Raw genomic sequence first — 18,101 nt, forward strand, 5'->3', positions numbered from 1 at the left:
TTTCCTTAGTGATTGTGTCCGACTTTACTTAAAAAATACAAACCGACAGCAACGGCAGTAATAGATAAAGCCAAATAGAGTAATTCTAACGGTGTCTGGTAGCTTGCAAGTCCCACTTTTTTAAAGAAGCCTACAACCAAAACCATCACAATTACTTTGGATATTTTGTCTTTGAGCTGATCAAGCGAGTGAATAGACAAAATTTTGTTTTCTCTCGTAGTATCTTCTCTCGCCGCATCAATATCCGAGATAAACAATTCATACAATCCGAAAGAAAACAACAGCATAACAACGCCGATAAGATATAAATCCACGGCACCTATAATTCCACCGACAACCAGTTCATGAAAGTGCTCCGGGTGATGATGGTTCACATAGGTGTTTATTACAAGTTTAGCTGTATCATATATGTCAAAACTTGCAACAATAAAAAGCGCTACAGCTCCGATCAGACCGAAAATTACGGCCATTAAAACCATAAAGCGCGAACTCCAGAGTCCGCTTTCAAAGATTTTTTCAATCATTTACGATCCTTCTTCCATCTCTATCCATTTTTGGGCAATTCTTACTGCATTTGTAGCAGCGCCTACTCTTAAATTGTCTGCAACGACAAACATATGCAGCATATTGTTTGAAAAGAGGTCATTTCTGATACGCCCGACAAATGTTTCATTTTTGTCTATGCATGCAGCAGGCATAGGGTAGAGTGCTTCATCAGGATTGTCCAAAACCACTATGTTGGGTGCTTTTTTTAGGATTTCTCTTGCTTCGTTTGCATCTATTTTAGAATCAAAAGTCATAGTGATTGATTCTGCATGACCGCGAAGTGTCGGAACACGAACACAGGTAGCGCTCAGAGCAATTTCTTTGTGCATGATTTTTGTTGTCTCGTTCACCATTTTCATCTCTTCTTTCGTGTAACCGTTGTCTGTAAATACATCAATTTGAGGGATGACATTGAGTGCAATCTGATGGTTGAATGCCTTGTGCTCTGCTTCATCAAGTTTAAAGGCAAAAAATGCCTGCATTTGGCTGACCAGCTCTTCCATAGCGGTTTTTCCTGCACCGCTGGTTGCCTGGTATGTATCAACATCAACACGAACCAAATCATATGCTTCGTCAAGAGGTTTGAGTGCCTGTACCATTTGGATAGTGGAACAGTTTGGGTTGGCTATGATTCCTGTTTCTTTCCATTGCGCAATATCCTGAGGATTGACCTCAGGGACAACAAGAGGAACATTCGGATCCATTCTGAAGTGAGAGGTGTTGTCAATTACAACAGCACCTGCTGCAACTGCGGAAGGGGCAAATTCTGCGCTGACACTGCCTCCGGCACTAAAGAGGGCAATATCCACCTCTTCTTTTTCAAAGACATCATGTGTCAGTTCTATAATATCAAAGCTTTCCTTGTTAAACTCTACCTGCTTGCCGACGCTTCTTGCACTTGCAAGCGGTACCAGTTTTTTAAGAGGAAAATCAATTTCTTCCAATACTCTTAAGATCTCTTCACCGACAGCACCGTTTGCACCGACAACAGCTACATTATATTTTTTCATTCAATTTTCTCCTGTTCTATTTTCTGTTATTTAAAAAAAGTTCGTCTTTTTGAATTTCACTGGTTTCACTGAGTATGACAGAACGCTCCACTACTGAAAGCAACTCTCGAATATTTCCGGGCCAGGTATATGATAAAAGCTCACTTTCTGCCTCAGCAGAGAGCCTTTTTGTATCAAAACCATACTTTTGACAGTTGTGTGCAATCATCTTTTGTGCAATTTCCAATATTTCGTCTTTTCTTTCTCTCAAAGGTGGAATATGGAGAGGAATAGTATTGAGTCTGTAATACAGGTCCTCTCTGAATTCTCCTTTTTTTATCTTCTCGTTTAAATTTGCGTTTGTTGCCGAAACGACGCGTATGTCTATTTTAATGGCTTTTGCAGAGCCAAGTCTGCGCACCTCTTTTTCCTGTAGGGCCCGAAGCAGCTTTGCCTGAACACCATAGGGCATTTCCCCTATCTCATCCAAAAAGAGTGTTCCTCCGTTTGCCAGTTCAAACTGTCCCGCTTTAGCTTCGGTCGCATCGGTAAATGCCCCCTTTTCAAAGCCAAAAAGCTCACTCTCTATCAAGTTCTCAGGAATTGCCGCCATATTGATAGCAATAAAGGGTTTTTTTGCTCTTGGAGAGTTTTTGTGTATATAAGAAGCAAAAACTTCTTTGCCGACACCGCTTTCTCCCAAAAGCAAAATACTTGCATCTGTTTTGGAAGCCTTTTGGGCAATGCCTAAAACTTTTGTAAGTGCTTCAGACGAGCCTAAAAAATCATTCGTCGTTTTTTTGCTTTTTTGCGCCGATTTTTTTACTTTTTGGACAACTGCCTCGCGTTTAATCGCATCGACAAGCGTGTCTACATCAAAAGGTTTGAGCAAAAAATCTTTGACACCAAGATGGATAGATTCGATAGCCCGACTCAGTGTTGCATTCCCTGTCATGATAATAACTTCGTATCTGCCGCCCAGTTCTTTGACAAATTCTATGCCGTCCATTCCGGGCATATTGATATCGGTAATGACCAGATCAAAACTGTCATCAAGGACTTTAAGTGCATCTTTGGCATTTTTAAATGTTTTTACTCTAAACTCTTTGTAATCGCCCATAGCAATTTCAAGAGATTTACGCATATTGATATCATCTTCGACTATGGCTATTTTCACAAAAAGTCCTGTTTTTATTCGGCTATTTTAAAGCTGATATTCTAACAAAATTATCATTAAAATCGACTTTGAAGCATTGTGTGAAAAAAGTAATTGTGGTATTTGTGTGTGAATTGACTGTATCAAAAGAGTCATAACTCTTTACATGTAGTCCGAGTTTTTGGAAAAAATCAATCATTTTTTCTTTTTTTTCTTTTATGAACTTTTCAAATGTTTTATTGTTTTCTTTTTGAAAGATTACAGATTGACTGATGCTGCCAGAGCAGGACTGCATTGCTTTTGAAACAAGAATTTGTTCATTATAAAGTTGAAAATCTTTTACCACATATTTATAGGATATGTAGTAAAAGTCAGCATATGCTAAAGTAGAAAGTAGAATAAAATTAACGAATAATATCCGCATATTTAAGCTTTATTTCCATTTCTACTTGACATAGACCATCTTTAAAGCTTGTCTCTACTATATTAGTATTTCTTAAACATGCTGCCACATGTGTACGAATTGTTGATTTTTTAATCATCATATTCTTCACATAATCATTTCCCTCTACGTACACACCTTTTACTTTTTCTGCAATAAGACGATATGCATCTGCTATGGCAGCTCTTTTTGCTAAGGCTAAGGCTTGTGCTGGTGAACATGCTCCATTGCATGGTGCAACACCTTGCCCTACAACGCTGATTCTGAGCGGTTTGTTACACTGCAGAACTTGTGTGTTCTTAGGTAGTGTCGGTAATGTTTTTTTTGCTGTTTGAATAGTTTTTACTTTTTGTTTCACTATCGGCGGCTTTTGTGCATTACATTGTTTAGTAGTGTTGTAACTTCTGTATGTTCTATCTATATATGAATGACCACATTCGTCAGTGCCACACTGTTGTTTATAGGCACAGGCTGAAAATCCTAATGCTAAGATAGTAATAACACTTCCTGTAATGATATTTTTTTTCATGCTAAGTTCCTCTTTATTAAGTAGTATTTGACTTTCAGCAATTACTATTCCAAGTCTAAAGAAGGAGATGTGTCTTCCTCATCCTCTTCGCTTTTTTCTTCTTTCGGACAGCGTGAAATACTGACAACTTCATCCCCTTTTACTATATAGACCCCGGAAGTGTTTCTGCTTGATTTGGAGATTGTCTGCATATCAACACGTATCATTTTACCGGCTTTTGTGAGCGCCATCATATCCATGCCCTCATCTACCATTAGGCAGCCGACAATATGTTTGCCTGTTTTTGCAGTCATTTTCATGGCAATGACACCGGAACCGCCACGGTTTGTCAGTCTGTATTCTCCTGCATCCGTACGTTTTCCTATCCCTTTTTCAGCGACAATCAAAATCTCCTGATCATCACTTGCTATAATGTTTGCATCGACGACTTCATCACCTTCGTACTTGAACTTAATCCCTCTTACTCCACGTGTACTTCGTCCTTGTTCCCGGGTTTTTTCAATTTCAAATTTGATGCACTGTGCAAGTTTTGTCACAATAAAGAGGTATTTAATGCTTTTGTCCGCAATTTTTGCTGTAATGAGCGCATCATCCTCATCAAGAACAATTGCTCTGACACCGTTGCTTCTGATATTGCTGAATTCGCTTAAATTTGTTCGTTTGACAATTCCGTTTTTTGTAAAGAAAACCAAAGATTTCTCTTCGCTGAAATCAGTTGTCGGAATAATAGACTGAATTTGCTCATCCGCCATTAAATTAAGTAAATTGACAACAGCTTTTCCTTTGGCTGTACGACTTCCTTCAGGTATACGATAGACTTTCAGCCAGTGGAGTTGTCCTCTGTCTGTCACAAAAAGGAGCGTATCGTGCGTATTACATGTAAAGAAGTTTTCTATAAAGTCATCTTCATAGGTTGTAACAGCAGTTTTTCCTTTGCCTCCGCGTTTTTGCTTTTCATAGCTTGCAAGCGGTACACGCTTGATGTATCCTCTGTGTGTAATTGTGACAACCATCGGTTCATTGGGAATCAGGTCTTCTATGTCTATATCATCATAGTCATCTTCGATGTCAGTTCTTCGTTTTGTGGTATATGTTTGTAAAATTTCATCAAATTCATCACCTATTATACCGTGCAGTACTTTTTCGCTTTGTAGAATTGACTCAAGAAACTCAATTTGTTTCATAAGTTCTGCCAATTCATTTTCTATTTTTTCAATTTCAAGTCCTGTAAGACGACCAAGACGCATTGCAACAATGCTTGCAGCTTGGATTTCTGAAAAATCGAACTCTGTTACCAGGTTTTCTTTTGCTTCTTCTTCATTTGTGGAAGCACGGATAGTACGAATGACTTTATCAATAATATCTATTGCTTTTTTCAAACCTTCCAAAATATGTGCACGCGCTTTTGCTTTTTCCAAATCAAAAATTGTACGACGGATAATAATAGTTTTTCGGTGGTTGATAAAATGCTTGAGTATGTCAATAAGACCAAAAATTCTTGGTTCCTGGTTTAAAATGGAGAGCATTATGATACCGAAGGTTGTCTGCATTGCAGTTTGTTTAAATAAATTATTTAAAACAATTTCACTGATTGTGTCACGCTTGAGCTCAATGACAACGCGCATACCGTCCCGGTCGGATTCATCTCTGATTTCGCTTACCCCGTCTATCATTTTGTCTTTAACCAAATTGGCAACGTTTTCAATAAGACGGGCTTTGTTTACCTGATAAGGAAGCTCATCAATGACAATGACGTCTTTGTTTCCTTTTTTCTCAATATGTGTTTTTGCACGTACTTTTATACGGCCACGCCCTGTTTCATAGGCATCCATAATCCCTTTTTTTCCAAATATAATGCCACCTGTCGGAAAATCAGGCGCTTTGATATGTTCCATGATTTCAGAAAGTGTAATATTGGGATTTTCCAGGAGTGCTTTGAGTCCGTTCATAATTTCAGTAGGGTTGTGGGGAGGAATGTTTGTTGCCATACCGACCGCAATCCCTGAAGAACCGTTTATTAAAAGGTTCGGCACACGTGTCGGCATTACATCCGGTTCTTTTGTTGTACCGTCATAGTTGTCTATCATATTGACAGTGTTCTTTTCCAAATCTTTTAAAAGTTCACCTGCATATTTTGTCATACGGGCTTCCGTATAACGCATCGCAGCAGCTGAGTCACCGTCAACCGAACCGAAGTTTCCCTGTCCGTCTACAAGTTCCATCCGCATGGAAAAATCCTGCGCCATTCGCACGAGTGCATCATAAACAGCTGTATCTCCGTGAGGGTGGTACTGACCGATAACATCACCGACGATACGTGCTGATTTTTTATACTTTGCACCAAATGAGAGATTGAGTTTGTCCATTGCATAAAGAATTCTTCTATGAACAGGTTTGAGCCCGTCTCTTACATCAGGCAAGGCACGACCGACAATAACACTCATAGAGTAATCAAGATAGCTGTTTTGAAGAGTTTCTTCTATATTTATACTTTGTATATCACCATTGTTTAACAAGTTGCTCATTGAAACACCTAAAATTTAAATTTATATATATTATCTTATTGTCGCTTAATAAAATGTTTAAAACTGATGAATTTTTGTGTAATTGAATAAATAATAGAGGAATTGTAAAAGCTGCTTAAAAATTAATCAGTTTAAGCTGAAAAAAAAGATGTAATTATTCTATACTTTGTTTTGAAAATATTCAACAAAAGGATTCACATGAAGAAATGGTTATTAGCATTTTTATTTGCTTTACCAACATTCGTATTTGCGGAGGATACAGCAACACTTGATACAGGTGATACAGCATGGATGATGATGTCAACTGCATTAGTATTATTGATGACACCTGCAGGTCTTGCACTGTTTTATGCAGGTATGACAAGAAGTAAAAATGTACTCAATACATACGCTATGGTTTTTGGAGCGTTTGTAGTTGCATTTGTCGTTTGGATTGCTGCCGGTTATTCTATAGCATTTGGTACAGCAGAGTCTGCCGCTGTTCAGAATGTAATGGGTGGATTCGGTAATGTCTTCTTAAACGGAATCAGCTGGCATGATTTAAGCGGAACATATCCTACCTATGTATTTGTGGCATTTCAGGGTACATTTGCAGCTATTACAGTAGCTATTGCTGCAGGTTCGGTTATAGAACGTATTAAATTCTCTACATGGCTGGTATTTGTGGCTCTTTGGGGACTTGTCGTGTATGCTCCTGTTGCTCATATGGTTTGGGGTGGAGACGGTGCTTATCTCTTTGATTTAGGTGCTTTAGACTTTGCCGGTGGTACAGTTGTCCATATGAATGGTGGTCTGGCCGGTTTGGTTCTTGCTGTTCTTGTTGGCAAACGTGTCGGATATCCTAAGTCTGCAATGAAACCTGCTACAGTGCTTTTGACTGCGCTTGGTGCAGCTCTTTTATGGTTTGGCTGGTACGGATTCAATGCAGGGTCTGCATTTGGAGCGAATGCCATTGCCGGTGTAGCACTCCTGACTACAACGATAGCAACTGCCGCAGCTGCTATTACATGGATGCTTGCTGAGTGGGTTATTTATAAAAAGCCTACATTGCTGGGACTTGCTACAGGTGCTGTTTCTGGACTTGTCGCTATTACGCCTGCTGCCGGATTTGTTGGTGTGGGTGGTGCTTTTATCGTTGGTATCGTTGGAACGCTCTTCGCTTTTTGGGGTGTGACTGTGCTTAAAAAGAAACTTGGTTATGATGACTCTTTGGATGCATTCGGTGTTCACTTTTTAGCTGGTTTGTTTGGTGCACTTGCAACCGGTCTTTTGGCTTTAAAAGACAATGATCTGTTATGGGACGGACCGCTGAAAGAATCAGGTGACAGAATAGGACAGTTTATTGTTCAGGTTGAGTCTGTTGTTATTGTTGGACTGTTCACTCTTATCGGTACTGTTGTTGTTTACTATGTTGCTACTGCATTGACTGGTGGTTCACGTGTAAGTGAAGATGAAGAAACAATGGGTCTGGATGAATCTGTTCAAGGTGAAAGATACATGAATAACTAATCTCTTTTTGGGATTAGTGTATTGATTTTGTAATCAAAAATGGTTACAATTGATAAATAATAAAACTTTGGAGTAGTGATAATGAAAAAAGTAGAAGCGGTTATCAAACCATTTAAACTGGAAGATGTAAAAGATGCACTGGCAGAAATCGGTATTGACGGTATGACAGTAAGTGAAGTAAAAGGCTATGGCCGTCAAAAAGGGCATAGCGAATTGTACCGCGGTGCCGAGTATGTGGTTGATTTTTTACCGAAAATAAAAATGGAAATGGTTGTTACAGCAGACATGGTAGAACAGGTTACGGCAACAATTGTTGAAGCAGCACGTACAGGTAAAATCGGAGACGGTAAGATTTTTGTAAGCGACATAGAAAAAATTATCAGAATTCGTACAGGTGAAACTGACGAGGAAGCTATCTAAACAATAATGCTTTCTCGGAACCGGTACTTCAGTACCGGCTGTTGCAATGTCTTGCCACTTTCAGCCAGGACTGAAGTCCGCGTTGCAAAAAAATGCTTAACTTAATGGCGGTATCCCACCCCCTTTGGCTTCGCTGGCCGCTATGGCACTCAAGCCGACTCCTTTACAAGGAGTAGAAAATCCACATATTGACTTCTTTGGCATTTAAAAATAATGATTTAATTTTTAAAATATAAAGATTTTGCTACACTCAGCTTTTAAGTTCAATTTAAACCCGAATTATGCAATAGAAAATAATAAGTAGGTTCTATGCTTGTGTCCAAGGGATGTTTAGAAAATTGTTGTGCCAACCTTTTTGGTTGGTCAATAATTTTATGAATGTGCCTTGGGTACAATGATAGAGACTTTCTTGAGTTTTCTGTTGCATAATCCGGGTTAAAGGTTTATAATGTCTGAAGCTGATTTCAAATACATACTGGATACTTTCTTTACACTTTTTTCTATGGTTTTGATTATTTTAATGGTTCCGGGTTTTGCCATGCTTGAAGCCGGACTGGTAAGAACAAAAAATGTCTCTTCTGTTTTGACGGTAAATACCATGATTTATGCGGTAGCATCTATGGCATTTTTACTTGTCGGCTACTCTCTTGCGTTTGGTTCCTGGGAAAACTCTTCTATGAGTATATGGGCGGCATTTTTGTTTCAGATGGCATTTGTCGGTAAAACTATAAATATTATGAGTGGTGGAGTGAGTGAGCGTGTAAAAATTATACCACTGATGATATTTACGGTTGTTATGGGTGCTGTTATTTATCCTTTGATTGTTAATGTAAGCTGGGGCGCTGATCTTCTTGCGGGAACAGTGTTGGATATTGACATGTATGATTTGGCAGGTTCAACTGTTATTCACTCCACCGGAGGCTGGGCATTGCTGGCTGCGATTTTGATTATGGGACCAAGAAAAGACAGATACAAAGACGGAAAAATAAAAGTGATACCTGCATCAAATGTACCGCTTGTGGTTCTTGGAGCACTTCTTTTATGGATAGGATGGTTCGGATTTAACGGTGGCAGTGTCGGTTCTATTTCAAGTATCGAAAATGCCGATACGGTTGCAAAAACGATTATGAATACAAATACGGCAGGTTTGGCGGGTGCAATCATTGCAGCTGTTATCATGTATGCACGCTATAAGCTTTTAGATATCACAATGATATTAAACGGTGCGCTTGGAGGGCTTGTTGCAATTACTGCAGGACCTGATTTGTATGACATGTACACACCAATCCTGATTGGTGCCATTGGCGGTGCACTTGTTGTTTTTGCTGTACCAATGTTTGACAAATTAAAACTTGATGATCCTGTAGGTGCACTTTCTGTTCACCTTGTCAACGGTATTTGGGGTACACTCGCTGTTGGTATTTTTGTTGATAAAGTGTCACTGGTTTCACAACTCAAAGGGATTGTAGTCATCGGAGTTTTTGCATTTGTGAGTTCCTATATTGTTATTTACATTATCAACAAGATTGTTGCATTCAGAGCAGAGGATGATATTCAGGTAGAGGGGCTTGATGTCAATGAGGTTGGCGTTGAAGCCTATCCTGAATTTAAACGCGCCATTTAAAATAATGTATGCTTAATCACTCAAAGTCTCTTTTTCTTTCTTTGCTCGTTCATGCGCTTATTCTGCTGAGCCTGTTTGGTGTTTATAAGTATGTGGTCTCATCTGCCGCATTTGTTGAAGAAGAAAAAAGAGTGTGTGTAAATTTGAGATGTATCAAACAACAGGCTGAAGAAACACATAAGAAGAAAAAAGAGAGAAAAAAAGTTATCTCTGAAAAAAAAGCGAAAAAAATCCCGCAACATAAAAAAGTGATTCCTCCCAAAAAACAAAAAACCCAACAAAAACCCAAGAAAATTAAGAAAAAAATTCCTTTAAAAAAACAGATTAAAAAGAAAGAAGAAACGATAAAAGAGGCGAAGATTGAAGAAAAGACAAAACTGGAAAAAAGAATAGAACAAACAGCAGAAGAGAAACCGGAAAAAAAAGTAGAAGAAGTCGTGAAAAACATGCCTGTTGCAGAAGAAAATCTTCGCAGGGAAAAGAGGACAAAAAAAACTGTTGAAAAAAAGGTGAGTGAGAAAGAAGCGTATTTGCAGGAAAATCTGGCACAGATTGCCCAATTGATAAAAGAAAACCTCTACTATCCGCGAATGGCACGTAAGCGAGGCATACAGGGTTCTGTTACTGTTCGCTTTATGCTGTTAAAAGATGCTACTGTTATACAAATTACAACAATATCTTCAAGCAGTGGTATCTTGACGCGTGCGGCGATTAAAACAATCGCTGAGCTTTCAGGAAAATTTCCAAAGCCGAAAACAGATATAATGTTGAGTGTACCGATTCGATACTCTCTCCAATAACAGTTTTACTCAACAGGCTTGAAATACTCTTTTTGGGCACCGCAACCCGGACATTTCCAGTTCTCAGGAAGATCCTCAAAAGCTGTTCCGGGAGGAATGCCACTTTTTTCATCACCGATTTTCGGGTCATAAATATGACCGCAAAACACACATTTATATTTTTGCAATTTATCCATAACTGGCTCCTGTTACTTATTATATCTTATTTTCCTGCATTGAGCAGTGCCTGTTGCAGATGATATGCAATACGTGTAATGTGTACCGATGAACGTTGCAGCCACCGAATTGCTTCTAAGTGGTAGGTGCCCTCATCTATGCTAACTGTCCCGTCGGCCATTAACAGTGTTATTTCTTCTCTCTTTTGTTCTGTTTTCCTGTCAATGTCATAGTTGCTCTGCTGTGTATAATTGGCTAGTTCCTGTAAGGATGTTTTTTCAAGGAGTTGCAGACTTGTTTGAATAAGCCCAATAAATTGATTTTTTTCTAATACCAACAAGGGTGATGACTGAAGAAACAGTGCTTTGTGCTCATCTTCACGGCATCGGTCAAAAAGCCGTTGCAGATGGTCAATAACATGAATGAGACTGATAAGCCGTTGCCAGTTTGCATCCTGTGTATTTTTTAAATTAATTTTGTCTAAGAAATTCTGTGTTTCATCTAAAAGCTTGTCAAAAGTATGCAGATTGATTTTGTGTGCATTTTTTTTCGCTCCAAGTAAATAGAGCATATACCGCAATAACGTTTTGAATTCATTTTCAAGAGATTTTTGCACAACACTCAAAGCCAAAGGGATATTTTCAAGTAATGCAGGATCAAAATCCTGTATATACTTTTGTTTTGGTTCGGGTATGATTTTTTCCATAAGATGCGCAAAAGGTATTGTAAAAGGTATAATTGCAATGACACCTAAAAAGTTGAAAAAAGTATGAAACAGTACTAAGACAATTTCAGCCTGTTGCATGAAAAAACCGGGCGCGAAAGATTCAAAGAACAGAGTGTAGGGTGCTATTAAAAAAAGCGCGGCAATACCGGTAAATATATTGTATACAACATGTGAAAAGCCGGTTCTTTTTACTTCTGCAGAGCCACCTATGGTTGCTAAAGCCGCTGTAACTGTTGTACCTACATCCATGCCGACTACCAAGGCTGCTCCCTGCTCAAAACTGATGGCACCTCCGTAAATCATTGTGAGTGTCGCTGCAACACCTGCGCTTGATGACTGTGTGATAATTGTGACAAGAATCCCAAGTAAGAAGAGCTCAAATCGGCCAAAAAAAGAATCTCCCGGAAAGTATTCAGGTGAAATGATGTCTTTATAGACAGACATGCCCTCTTGCATAAAGCTGATACCGACAAAAATTAGACCAAATCCGGCAATGGCAAAACCGATATCCGCTGCTTTTCCTTTTGAAAAAAGTTTTAAACTTGACCCTACAAGTATAAAAGGCAAAACCAGAGTGCCCAGTTTGAGTTTAAATCCGAGAAGTGCTACCATCCATCCTGTAATAGTGGTACCGATATTTGCGCCAAAGATAATACCGAGTGCTTGGGGAAATGTTAATAATCCTGCAGATACAAACCCTACAGCAGCAACTGTTGTAGCACTTGATGACTGTAAAACAGCGGTACTGACAGCTCCTGTTATAACTCCGGTAGTGGGTGTTTTTGTAAAACGAATTAAAGCATTTCTGATAGTATCTCCGGCAAGAGCATGTAAACCCTGGGTCATGATAATCATACCAAGTATAAAAATACCGATGCCCCCAAATGCCTGGGAAAGTGTAGTCCATGAATGCATAACTATGTTGTTCCCTCTTTATAGGATAATGTTATTATGACATAAATTTCTAATGATTGTTTGAAAGTGAGAAAAGTTGGTCAGTAAGGTTGATAACCTTGATAGTATGCCAAAGCAATACAAACACTACCCAATACTCAAAACCTATTACGATGTTTTAGTCTGCCAGAAGCTTGTAATCAAGTGCATGATGCTGTATATTCCATAGAGGATATTAATCCTAGCCTTTTAGAACAAGCTGTACGTGAGCAGACTGGATTTGAGGTGAAGATTAGTAAAGAGTAAAAGTGTAGAGCCTCTTTGAGACTCATTACACAAAAAGGTTTATTGCTTTTGAGTCTAAATCTTTCATTTGCTCTATAAAGATTAGTTTGTCATTGTAACTTTAATGATACTCTTTCATTATCTATTAAAATAATTGAAGAATCTAATAACTGTTGTCCAGTGATATCTTTGTTTTTATATTTTTTTACAATATCTGCGGGTATCATAAAATGATATTCAATCGAATGATCTGAATCATCGTCATTAATAAAGTTCTTAGTGTAACCAATAACAATTATATCATAGCCATAAAGAAGGTGATTACTATCTAACACATTTAAAGGATTTAAAATTTTTCTCACTAACTTATCAAATAATTTTTTACCAATATCATATTTATTTAATTTTAATGAATTATATACGGTTGCATTTTTAAATTTCATTTGTAAATAATTTTTATGCTTAAACGAAATTTTATTAATTGAGCCATATTCTAAAACTGAATCTGCTAAATAACCTTCTATTACTATAGAATTTACATATTTTAAAATACTATTTTTCAACTTTTCATTATTAAGGCTTTTATAAAAAATCTGATTTAGATAATCACTTGGCTGATTTAAAATGATTGTTATGTGATCTTCATCATATGAACATGGATATTCACCAGTATGATATAAAAAATTAGATTGTTTAGGATAATATCCTTTTTTAGAGACTGAAAATTTTATTTCAGCATCACATACCCATGTAGAGTACTGTTTATCTCCAATTACCCATTTTCTATTATAAGAATTTATTTTTGGTTTAATAGTATAATTTTTTGAAAATATTATGGTTTTTTCCATTTTTGCATTAGATATCGAATCTTTGATTATGTAATCTAATTTTACATTGTTCAACGGCTTACTATTAGAATCAACGACATTTATCGTAGCTTTATAAACTGATACAGGTGTTTTTTCTACAACTCTAGGATTTGCACCTCCACAACCATTACTAAACACTACAATACCCAGCACTATTAATGCAAGTAATACTCTTTTTTTCATTTTAACTCTTTTTTGATAGATTAACTAGTAAACACTAGTTGCTAGAAATACTATAACATCATATCATTCAGTTAATCTTAAAAACTAGGCATGAACAGTTGAGAAATGCTGATGAGCTACCATCTGAAACAATAGATAACTTCTATAAACAAATCGGCATCAATGTTAAAAAGCAACGAGAGTTAAAAGGTCTCACGCAATTAGCATTGGCTCACGCACTTGGTCATAAGTCCGTCGGTCTTGTCTCTCAGGCAGAACTTTATCTCAAAAAGCAACACTTTAATATCGAGCATCTCTATAAAATTTCTTATATTTTAGAATGCAATCTTTGTGACCTGCTTGAAACTAAAAACTTATAATTATTATCAATACCTAAAACTAAACTAATTTCATACTGATGTGGGTGGGTTACCCTTATTCATACTCAGAACATTTAGCAATTCTAAGATAAAAGATCACTCATACAATTACAAGTGACAACGGCAAGGAATTCGCATATCATAAACAAGTAGCAGCTGCACTGAACACAGATTTTTACTTTGCTAATCCATATCACTCCTGGGAAAGAGGATTGAATGAGCATACTAACGGATTAATCAGGCAGTATTTACCCAAGAAAAGCACCTTTTTAAATGTCTCAAAGGATGAAATCATTATGATTCAGAACAGACTTAACAATCGACCTAGAAAATCCTTGGATATAAAACTCCATATGAGGTGTTTTTTAGTGAAATGAGTAAAAAGTTAGCTAGTTAAATTAGGTGGAAATTGCACTTGATATTAGAATTGGCGATGTAAAATAATTGCTGTAAGCATGCCTAAAAATATTCTGTTCTTTGAACCCAATGCTATCTCTCTTTATAATGATTGCGTGAGAGTATAGCAAATTATCAATAAGTATGAAATAGGGTTGACACATCAGAGGTGTTTTTTAGTGAAATGAGTAAAAAGTTAGCTAGTTAAATTAGGTGGAAATTGCACTTGATATTAGAATTGGCGTTCTAATGATTGTTTGAAAGTGAGTAAAGTTGGTGACCCCGAGGAGAATCGAACTCCTGTAACATGGATGAAAACCATGGATCCTAACCGCTAGACGACGGGGCCACTTTTTGTAGTTGTTTTTTGATTAGTTGTGCCGAAGTTTAAAGTGAATCGTACATAAGGTACGTGAACTTTAATCTGAGGTGCAAATAACAAAAAAATGGTGTCCTGTGATGGATTCGAACCATCGGCCACATCATTAAAAGTGACGTGCTCTACCAGCTGAGCTAACAGGACTCTTGCCTCTTATTGTTAAGAGGTCGAAATTATAGACAAATACAATTGATATGTCAAGAAAAAAGAGTGAAAATTTATAAATTTTATAAGAAAGCATAGATTTATTTACAATTAAATGCTTTTTAACTACAATCGTTTCACGAAGAGGAGTTTTATGAAAAATATTACAAATATACTAATGGCTTTTTTTATTGTTTTTATGAGCGGATGTTCTCAGAAAGTGACTGTACAGGCACTTGAGCCTGCACAAATTGACAGAATATCGCAAACAAAAGTAATAGCAGTGACAGATTTCACACATGACAGAGTAGGACTTTCGAGAAAAATAGAGGCAAAGCTTTCTAATTTTGAGATAAACAATAAAAAATATTTTACTGTTGTCAGCAGAAACGATATAAATAAAGTTATAGCAGAGCAAAAACTGCAAAACAGTGGTCTTGTCAATGATGAAAAGATTGTCCAGGTTGGAGAACTGATAGGCGCGCAGGCTATAATTTCTGGAAATGTAAGCCCTGTTACCAAAGAAGACAGTTATTTTTATGAGGCTCGTGTCCGTTGTGCAAATAGAAAATGTACAGAACTCGAAACATACCGTGTGCGCTGTATGAAACGGCTTATAGGACTTTCTGCAGAAGTAAGAATAGTGGATGTTGCCAAAGGCGATATCATTTATGCTGATACTTTAGGCAGAACAAGTTCATTTAAGCACTGTGCTGATGATTCGCGGGCGATCCCGTCAAAAATGATGGTGGCGCAAAAGCTTGCCGATGATATAGCAGATACATTTATTTATAAGCTGACTCCGCATTACAGAAAATTTCATGTAAAATTACTTGAGGATCCTGATTTGGATTATACAGATGAACAAGAGAAACTTTTGAAAATCTCTTTAAAATATATTGAGCAGAGGCGTTATGACAAAGCAGAAAAATTTTTGAAAGAGTTGATTGATGCGACAAATATGAAAAGTTATGTGGCATTTTACGATTTGGGTGTGATAAAAGAGGCACAGGGGAAATATGAAGAGGCGAAAGAGTACTATGAATATGCGGACGATTTGATGATAGAGCCGGTTGAGGAGATTAATGAGGCTGTTGTCCGTATCAACTCTCTTATCTCCAAAAGAAAAAAAACACTTGAGCAGTTAAACAGATGAACAAATTAAGCCTACTCTTTCTTATTACAGGGCTGCTTTTAGGCGGTTGTGCTGCAAAGCAAAGAGTTGTTGTTGCAAAAAAAGAGCTTCCGTCATGGTATATGCAACCTCCACAGTCTGACAGTTCTACGCTTTATGCACTGGGGGAAGGTGAAAACCAGCAAGATGCCATTACGAATGCCTTGAGTCTTTTAGCCTCGACATTACATGTAGCGGTTTCATCAAATTTTCGTGCAAAAACAGTTGTAAAAGAGGGAAGTGTCAACAGCTCCGAGGCAACATACATCAATGAAACACAAAGCAGTGTTGAAAAAATAAAAATCAGCGAATATGAAATACTCCATACAAAAAAACTCGGCTTTAAAAGATATGCGGTGCTTATAAAGGTCAATAAACAAAAGTTGTTTCAAGGCTTAAAAAATGAACTGGACCAAAAACTGAAAATATACAGGAGCAAAGTCAAAAATTTACAAAAATGTGATGCACTCAAACGCTTGGCATATTATAAAAAGATGAAAAAATCATTTACATATATACAGAATGCTCTGATAGTGATGAAAGTGCTGCATAAAGGCTTTGACGAGACAAAATACATAGCATGGATGAGTAAAGTAAATGAAGAGTATGATTATCTTCTAAAACATATCAGCTTTTGGGTAAATTCCAATGTGAAAAGTCTGGCTGAACCACTCAGAAGTGCCCTGACCAAACAAAAGTTTATCATAAAAAATGTGAAATCAAACATGCACTATACTGTTTTTATTCATGCAAAAATCAAAAAGGCAAGCGCGTACGGTTTTACGCTTGCCCGCAGTGAAATATCTTTTGTAACGAAAAACTATAAAGGGGAAGTGTTAGGAGAAAATGTCATACATGTAACCGGACAGTCTTCCCAGGGCTATGAAATAGCCAGGCAGAATCTTGTCAAAAAGCTTCATTCGCTCATACAAAAAGAGGGCATTTCAAAAGTGTTAAATATTGGTATTTAGTAACCGTTTACTTCTTGGGAATATACTTGCAATAATAATAAAAAGAAATAGTAATAACTGAGGTATAAAAATGATTAATAAAATACAAGAGGTAAAAAAAGAAGTTGCAAAAGTAGTTGTCGGGCAGGAAAAGATGATAGATTCTCTGCTGATTGCACTGTTGTGTGAAGGGCATATCCTTATAGAAGGTGTTCCTGGACTGGCAAAAACAACAACGGTCAATGCACTTTCAAAAGCTCTGGGGCTTGACTTTAAGCGGGCACAGTTCACACCGGATTTACTCCCTTCGGATATTTTGGGGGCTGAAATATACGACCCGCAGAACAATCAGTTTAAAATCAAAAAAGGTCCGATTTTTACGAATCTTTTGCTTGCGGATGAAATTAACCGTGCTCCGGCAAAAGTGCAGTCTGCTTTGCTTGAAGTGATGCAGGAAAAGCAGGTGACAATCGGTGATACGACATTTAAACTTGATCTGCCGTTTTTTGTCATGGCAACACAAAACCCGGTAGAACAAGAGGGCGTCTATCAGCTCCCTGAAGCGCAGCTTGACAGATTTATGCTTAAACTTGTCGTCGGATACAACACAAAAAAAGAAGAGCTTGAAATCGCAAGAAGAATTTCAAGCGGAAATTTTGAGACAATCAATCCGGTTTTGAATAAAAGCGAACTTGAAGAGCTGAAAAAAGTTGTACGCGATATACATGTAGACGAAGAAGTGGAAGAGTACATGATAGAACTCGTCAATGCAACAAGACATCCTGAAGAGTACGGACTCGAAGAGGTCAAAGAGTACATTCAGTTCGGAGCTTCTCCCCGTGTGAGTATAGACATGTTCAAAGCCGTGAAGGCGATGGCATTTATGCGTGGCAAAGACTTTGTTACTCCTGTTGATGTTGCTTATATTGTAAAAGAGTTGATGCGTCACCGTATTGTACTTACATACGAGGCTGAGGCTGAAGGTATCACGACAGATGAAATCATTCAAAAAGTGCTTGAAACTGTAGCGATACCATAAGGTCGC

Annotated in this window: 16 protein-coding genes, 2 tRNA genes and 1 pseudogene; 9 read left to right on the top strand and 10 right to left on the bottom strand. The window is 37.5% G+C overall.

The features are described from left to right. Positions 1 to 5: 5 nt before the first annotated feature. The 5 genes from MLC35_RS03475 to gyrA all read right to left on the bottom strand — a co-directional run bounded on the left by MLC35_RS03475 (position 6) and on the right by gyrA (position 6,187). Entirely contained in the window at positions 6 to 524 is a 519-nt protein-coding gene (locus MLC35_RS03475) for a YqhA family protein (RefSeq protein ID WP_346389531.1), read from the bottom strand. Further along, positions 525 to 1,556 carry an aspartate-semialdehyde dehydrogenase gene (locus MLC35_RS03480; protein WP_434637826.1) on the bottom strand — a complete coding sequence of 344 codons (1,032 nt, stop codon included), beginning with the start codon at positions 1,554 to 1,556 and terminating at the stop codon, positions 525 to 527. A 16-nt stretch (positions 1,557 to 1,572) separates the two neighbouring features. Beyond that, entirely contained in the window at positions 1,573 to 2,712 is a 1,140-nt protein-coding gene (locus MLC35_RS03485) for a sigma-54-dependent transcriptional regulator (RefSeq protein ID WP_346389533.1), read from the bottom strand. 383 nt (positions 2,713 to 3,095) lie between these two features. Then, the gene (locus tag MLC35_RS03490; RefSeq protein ID WP_434637829.1) at positions 3,096 to 3,662 is read right to left on the bottom strand and encodes an LPP20 family lipoprotein; all 567 of its coding nucleotides are present in this window, start codon (positions 3,660 to 3,662) and stop codon (positions 3,096 to 3,098) included. A gap of 44 nt (positions 3,663 to 3,706) precedes the next feature. Beyond that, positions 3,707 to 6,187 carry a DNA gyrase subunit A gene (gyrA, locus tag MLC35_RS03495; protein ID WP_434637831.1) on the bottom strand — a complete coding sequence of 827 codons (2,481 nt, stop codon included), beginning with the start codon at positions 6,185 to 6,187 and terminating at the stop codon, positions 3,707 to 3,709. A gap of 198 nt (positions 6,188 to 6,385) precedes the next feature. Between gyrA and MLC35_RS03500 the strand changes: the two genes are divergently transcribed. From MLC35_RS03500 to MLC35_RS03515, 4 genes are all read left to right on the top strand, one after another. Beyond that, positions 6,386 to 7,696, top strand: coding sequence for an ammonium transporter (locus MLC35_RS03500; RefSeq protein WP_151900818.1), 1,311 nt, complete (start codon positions 6,386 to 6,388; stop codon positions 7,694 to 7,696). An 81-nt stretch (positions 7,697 to 7,777) separates the two neighbouring features. Then, entirely contained in the window at positions 7,778 to 8,116 is a 339-nt protein-coding gene (locus tag MLC35_RS03505) for a P-II family nitrogen regulator (protein WP_151900817.1), read from the top strand. Positions 8,117 to 8,564: 448 nt separating this feature from the next. Beyond that, the gene (locus MLC35_RS03510) at positions 8,565 to 9,740 is read left to right on the top strand and encodes an ammonium transporter (RefSeq protein WP_346389535.1); all 1,176 of its coding nucleotides are present in this window, start codon (positions 8,565 to 8,567) and stop codon (positions 9,738 to 9,740) included. An 8-nt stretch (positions 9,741 to 9,748) separates the two neighbouring features. Next, positions 9,749 to 10,540: an energy transducer TonB gene (locus tag MLC35_RS03515; protein WP_434637833.1), complete on the top strand. Its 792-nt coding sequence runs from the start codon at positions 9,749 to 9,751 to the stop codon at positions 10,538 to 10,540. Positions 10,541 to 10,545: 5 nt separating this feature from the next. On the opposite strand, the gene MLC35_RS03520 is transcribed toward MLC35_RS03515, so the two are convergent. The 3 genes from MLC35_RS03520 to MLC35_RS03530 all read right to left on the bottom strand — a co-directional run bounded on the left by MLC35_RS03520 (position 10,546) and on the right by MLC35_RS03530 (position 13,654). After that, on the bottom strand, positions 10,546 to 10,716 hold the full coding sequence (locus MLC35_RS03520) for a rubredoxin (protein ID WP_430739208.1): 171 nt from the start codon (positions 10,714 to 10,716) through the stop codon (positions 10,546 to 10,548). A 26-nt stretch (positions 10,717 to 10,742) separates the two neighbouring features. Beyond that, positions 10,743 to 12,338 carry a Na/Pi cotransporter family protein gene (locus tag MLC35_RS03525; protein WP_346389537.1) on the bottom strand — a complete coding sequence of 532 codons (1,596 nt, stop codon included), beginning with the start codon at positions 12,336 to 12,338 and terminating at the stop codon, positions 10,743 to 10,745. 374 nt (positions 12,339 to 12,712) lie between these two features. Then, positions 12,713 to 13,654 (bottom strand): hypothetical protein, encoded by a 942-nt coding sequence (locus tag MLC35_RS03530; RefSeq protein ID WP_434637835.1) that lies wholly within the window; start codon positions 13,652 to 13,654, stop codon positions 12,713 to 12,715. A 98-nt stretch (positions 13,655 to 13,752) separates the two neighbouring features. Between MLC35_RS03530 and MLC35_RS03535 the strand changes: the two genes are divergently transcribed. Continuing rightward, a complete protein-coding gene (locus MLC35_RS03535; protein WP_434637837.1) occupies positions 13,753 to 14,013 on the top strand; it encodes a helix-turn-helix domain-containing protein in 261 nt (86 codons plus the stop codon). Between the two features lie 95 nt (positions 14,014 to 14,108). Further along, positions 14,109 to 14,410: pseudogene (locus MLC35_RS03540) on the top strand (IS30 family transposase); the annotation flags it as partial. Between the two features lie 273 nt (positions 14,411 to 14,683). Here MLC35_RS03540 and MLC35_RS03545 read toward each other — a convergent pair. Both MLC35_RS03545 and MLC35_RS03550 read right to left on the bottom strand, forming a co-directional pair. Then, a tRNA-Glu gene (locus tag MLC35_RS03545) sits at positions 14,684 to 14,758 on the bottom strand. Between the two features lie 98 nt (positions 14,759 to 14,856). Further along, positions 14,857 to 14,932 (bottom strand) — tRNA-Lys (locus MLC35_RS03550). A 154-nt stretch (positions 14,933 to 15,086) separates the two neighbouring features. Here MLC35_RS03550 and MLC35_RS03555 point away from each other — a divergent pair. The 3 genes from MLC35_RS03555 to MLC35_RS03565 all read left to right on the top strand — a co-directional run bounded on the left by MLC35_RS03555 (position 15,087) and on the right by MLC35_RS03565 (position 18,095). Beyond that, positions 15,087 to 16,088, top strand: coding sequence for a CsgG/HfaB family protein (locus MLC35_RS03555; protein ID WP_434637839.1), 1,002 nt, complete (start codon positions 15,087 to 15,089; stop codon positions 16,086 to 16,088). Beyond that, positions 16,085 to 17,077 (top strand): LPP20 family lipoprotein, encoded by a 993-nt coding sequence (locus MLC35_RS03560; protein WP_434637841.1) that lies wholly within the window; start codon positions 16,085 to 16,087, stop codon positions 17,075 to 17,077. Before MLC35_RS03555 ends, MLC35_RS03560 begins: the two co-directional genes overlap by 4 nt. Before the next feature lie 70 nt (positions 17,078 to 17,147). Further along, the gene (locus MLC35_RS03565; RefSeq protein WP_151900811.1) at positions 17,148 to 18,095 is read left to right on the top strand and encodes an AAA family ATPase; all 948 of its coding nucleotides are present in this window, start codon (positions 17,148 to 17,150) and stop codon (positions 18,093 to 18,095) included. The last annotated feature ends 6 nt before the right edge of the window (positions 18,096 to 18,101 follow it).

The sequence above is a fragment of the Sulfurimonas sp. NW7 genome (assembly GCF_051132265.1).
GTDB classification, from domain to species: Bacteria; Campylobacterota; Campylobacteria; order Campylobacterales; family Sulfurimonadaceae; genus Sulfurimonas; species Sulfurimonas hydrogeniphila.

Coding starts and splice junctions, on each gene's coding strand:
- MLC35_RS03475 (WP_346389531.1), bottom strand. CDS start 524: ATGATTGAAAAAATCTTTGAAAGCGGACTCTGGAGTTCGCGCTTTATG.
- MLC35_RS03480 (WP_434637826.1), bottom strand. CDS start 1,556: ATGAAAAAATATAATGTAGCTGTTGTCGGTGCAAACGGTGCTGTCGGT.
- MLC35_RS03490 (WP_434637829.1), bottom strand. CDS start 3,662: ATGAAAAAAAATATCATTACAGGAAGTGTTATTACTATCTTAGCATTA.
- gyrA (WP_434637831.1), bottom strand. CDS start 6,187: ATGAGCAACTTGTTAAACAATGGTGATATACAAAGTATAAATATAGAA.
- MLC35_RS03500 (WP_151900818.1), top strand. CDS start 6,386: ATGAAGAAATGGTTATTAGCATTTTTATTTGCTTTACCAACATTCGTA.
- MLC35_RS03505 (WP_151900817.1), top strand. CDS start 7,778: ATGAAAAAAGTAGAAGCGGTTATCAAACCATTTAAACTGGAAGATGTA.
- MLC35_RS03510 (WP_346389535.1), top strand. CDS start 8,565: ATGTCTGAAGCTGATTTCAAATACATACTGGATACTTTCTTTACACTT.
- MLC35_RS03515 (WP_434637833.1), top strand. CDS start 9,749: ATGCTTAATCACTCAAAGTCTCTTTTTCTTTCTTTGCTCGTTCATGCG.
- MLC35_RS03520 (WP_430739208.1), bottom strand. CDS start 10,716: ATGGATAAATTGCAAAAATATAAATGTGTGTTTTGCGGTCATATTTAT.
- MLC35_RS03525 (WP_346389537.1), bottom strand. CDS start 12,338: ATGCATTCATGGACTACACTTTCCCAGGCATTTGGGGGCATCGGTATT.
- MLC35_RS03530 (WP_434637835.1), bottom strand. CDS start 13,654: ATGAAAAAAAGAGTATTACTTGCATTAATAGTGCTGGGTATTGTAGTG.
- MLC35_RS03555 (WP_434637839.1), top strand. CDS start 15,087: ATGAAAAATATTACAAATATACTAATGGCTTTTTTTATTGTTTTTATG.
- MLC35_RS03560 (WP_434637841.1), top strand. CDS start 16,085: ATGAACAAATTAAGCCTACTCTTTCTTATTACAGGGCTGCTTTTAGGC.
- MLC35_RS03565 (WP_151900811.1), top strand. CDS start 17,148: ATGATTAATAAAATACAAGAGGTAAAAAAAGAAGTTGCAAAAGTAGTT.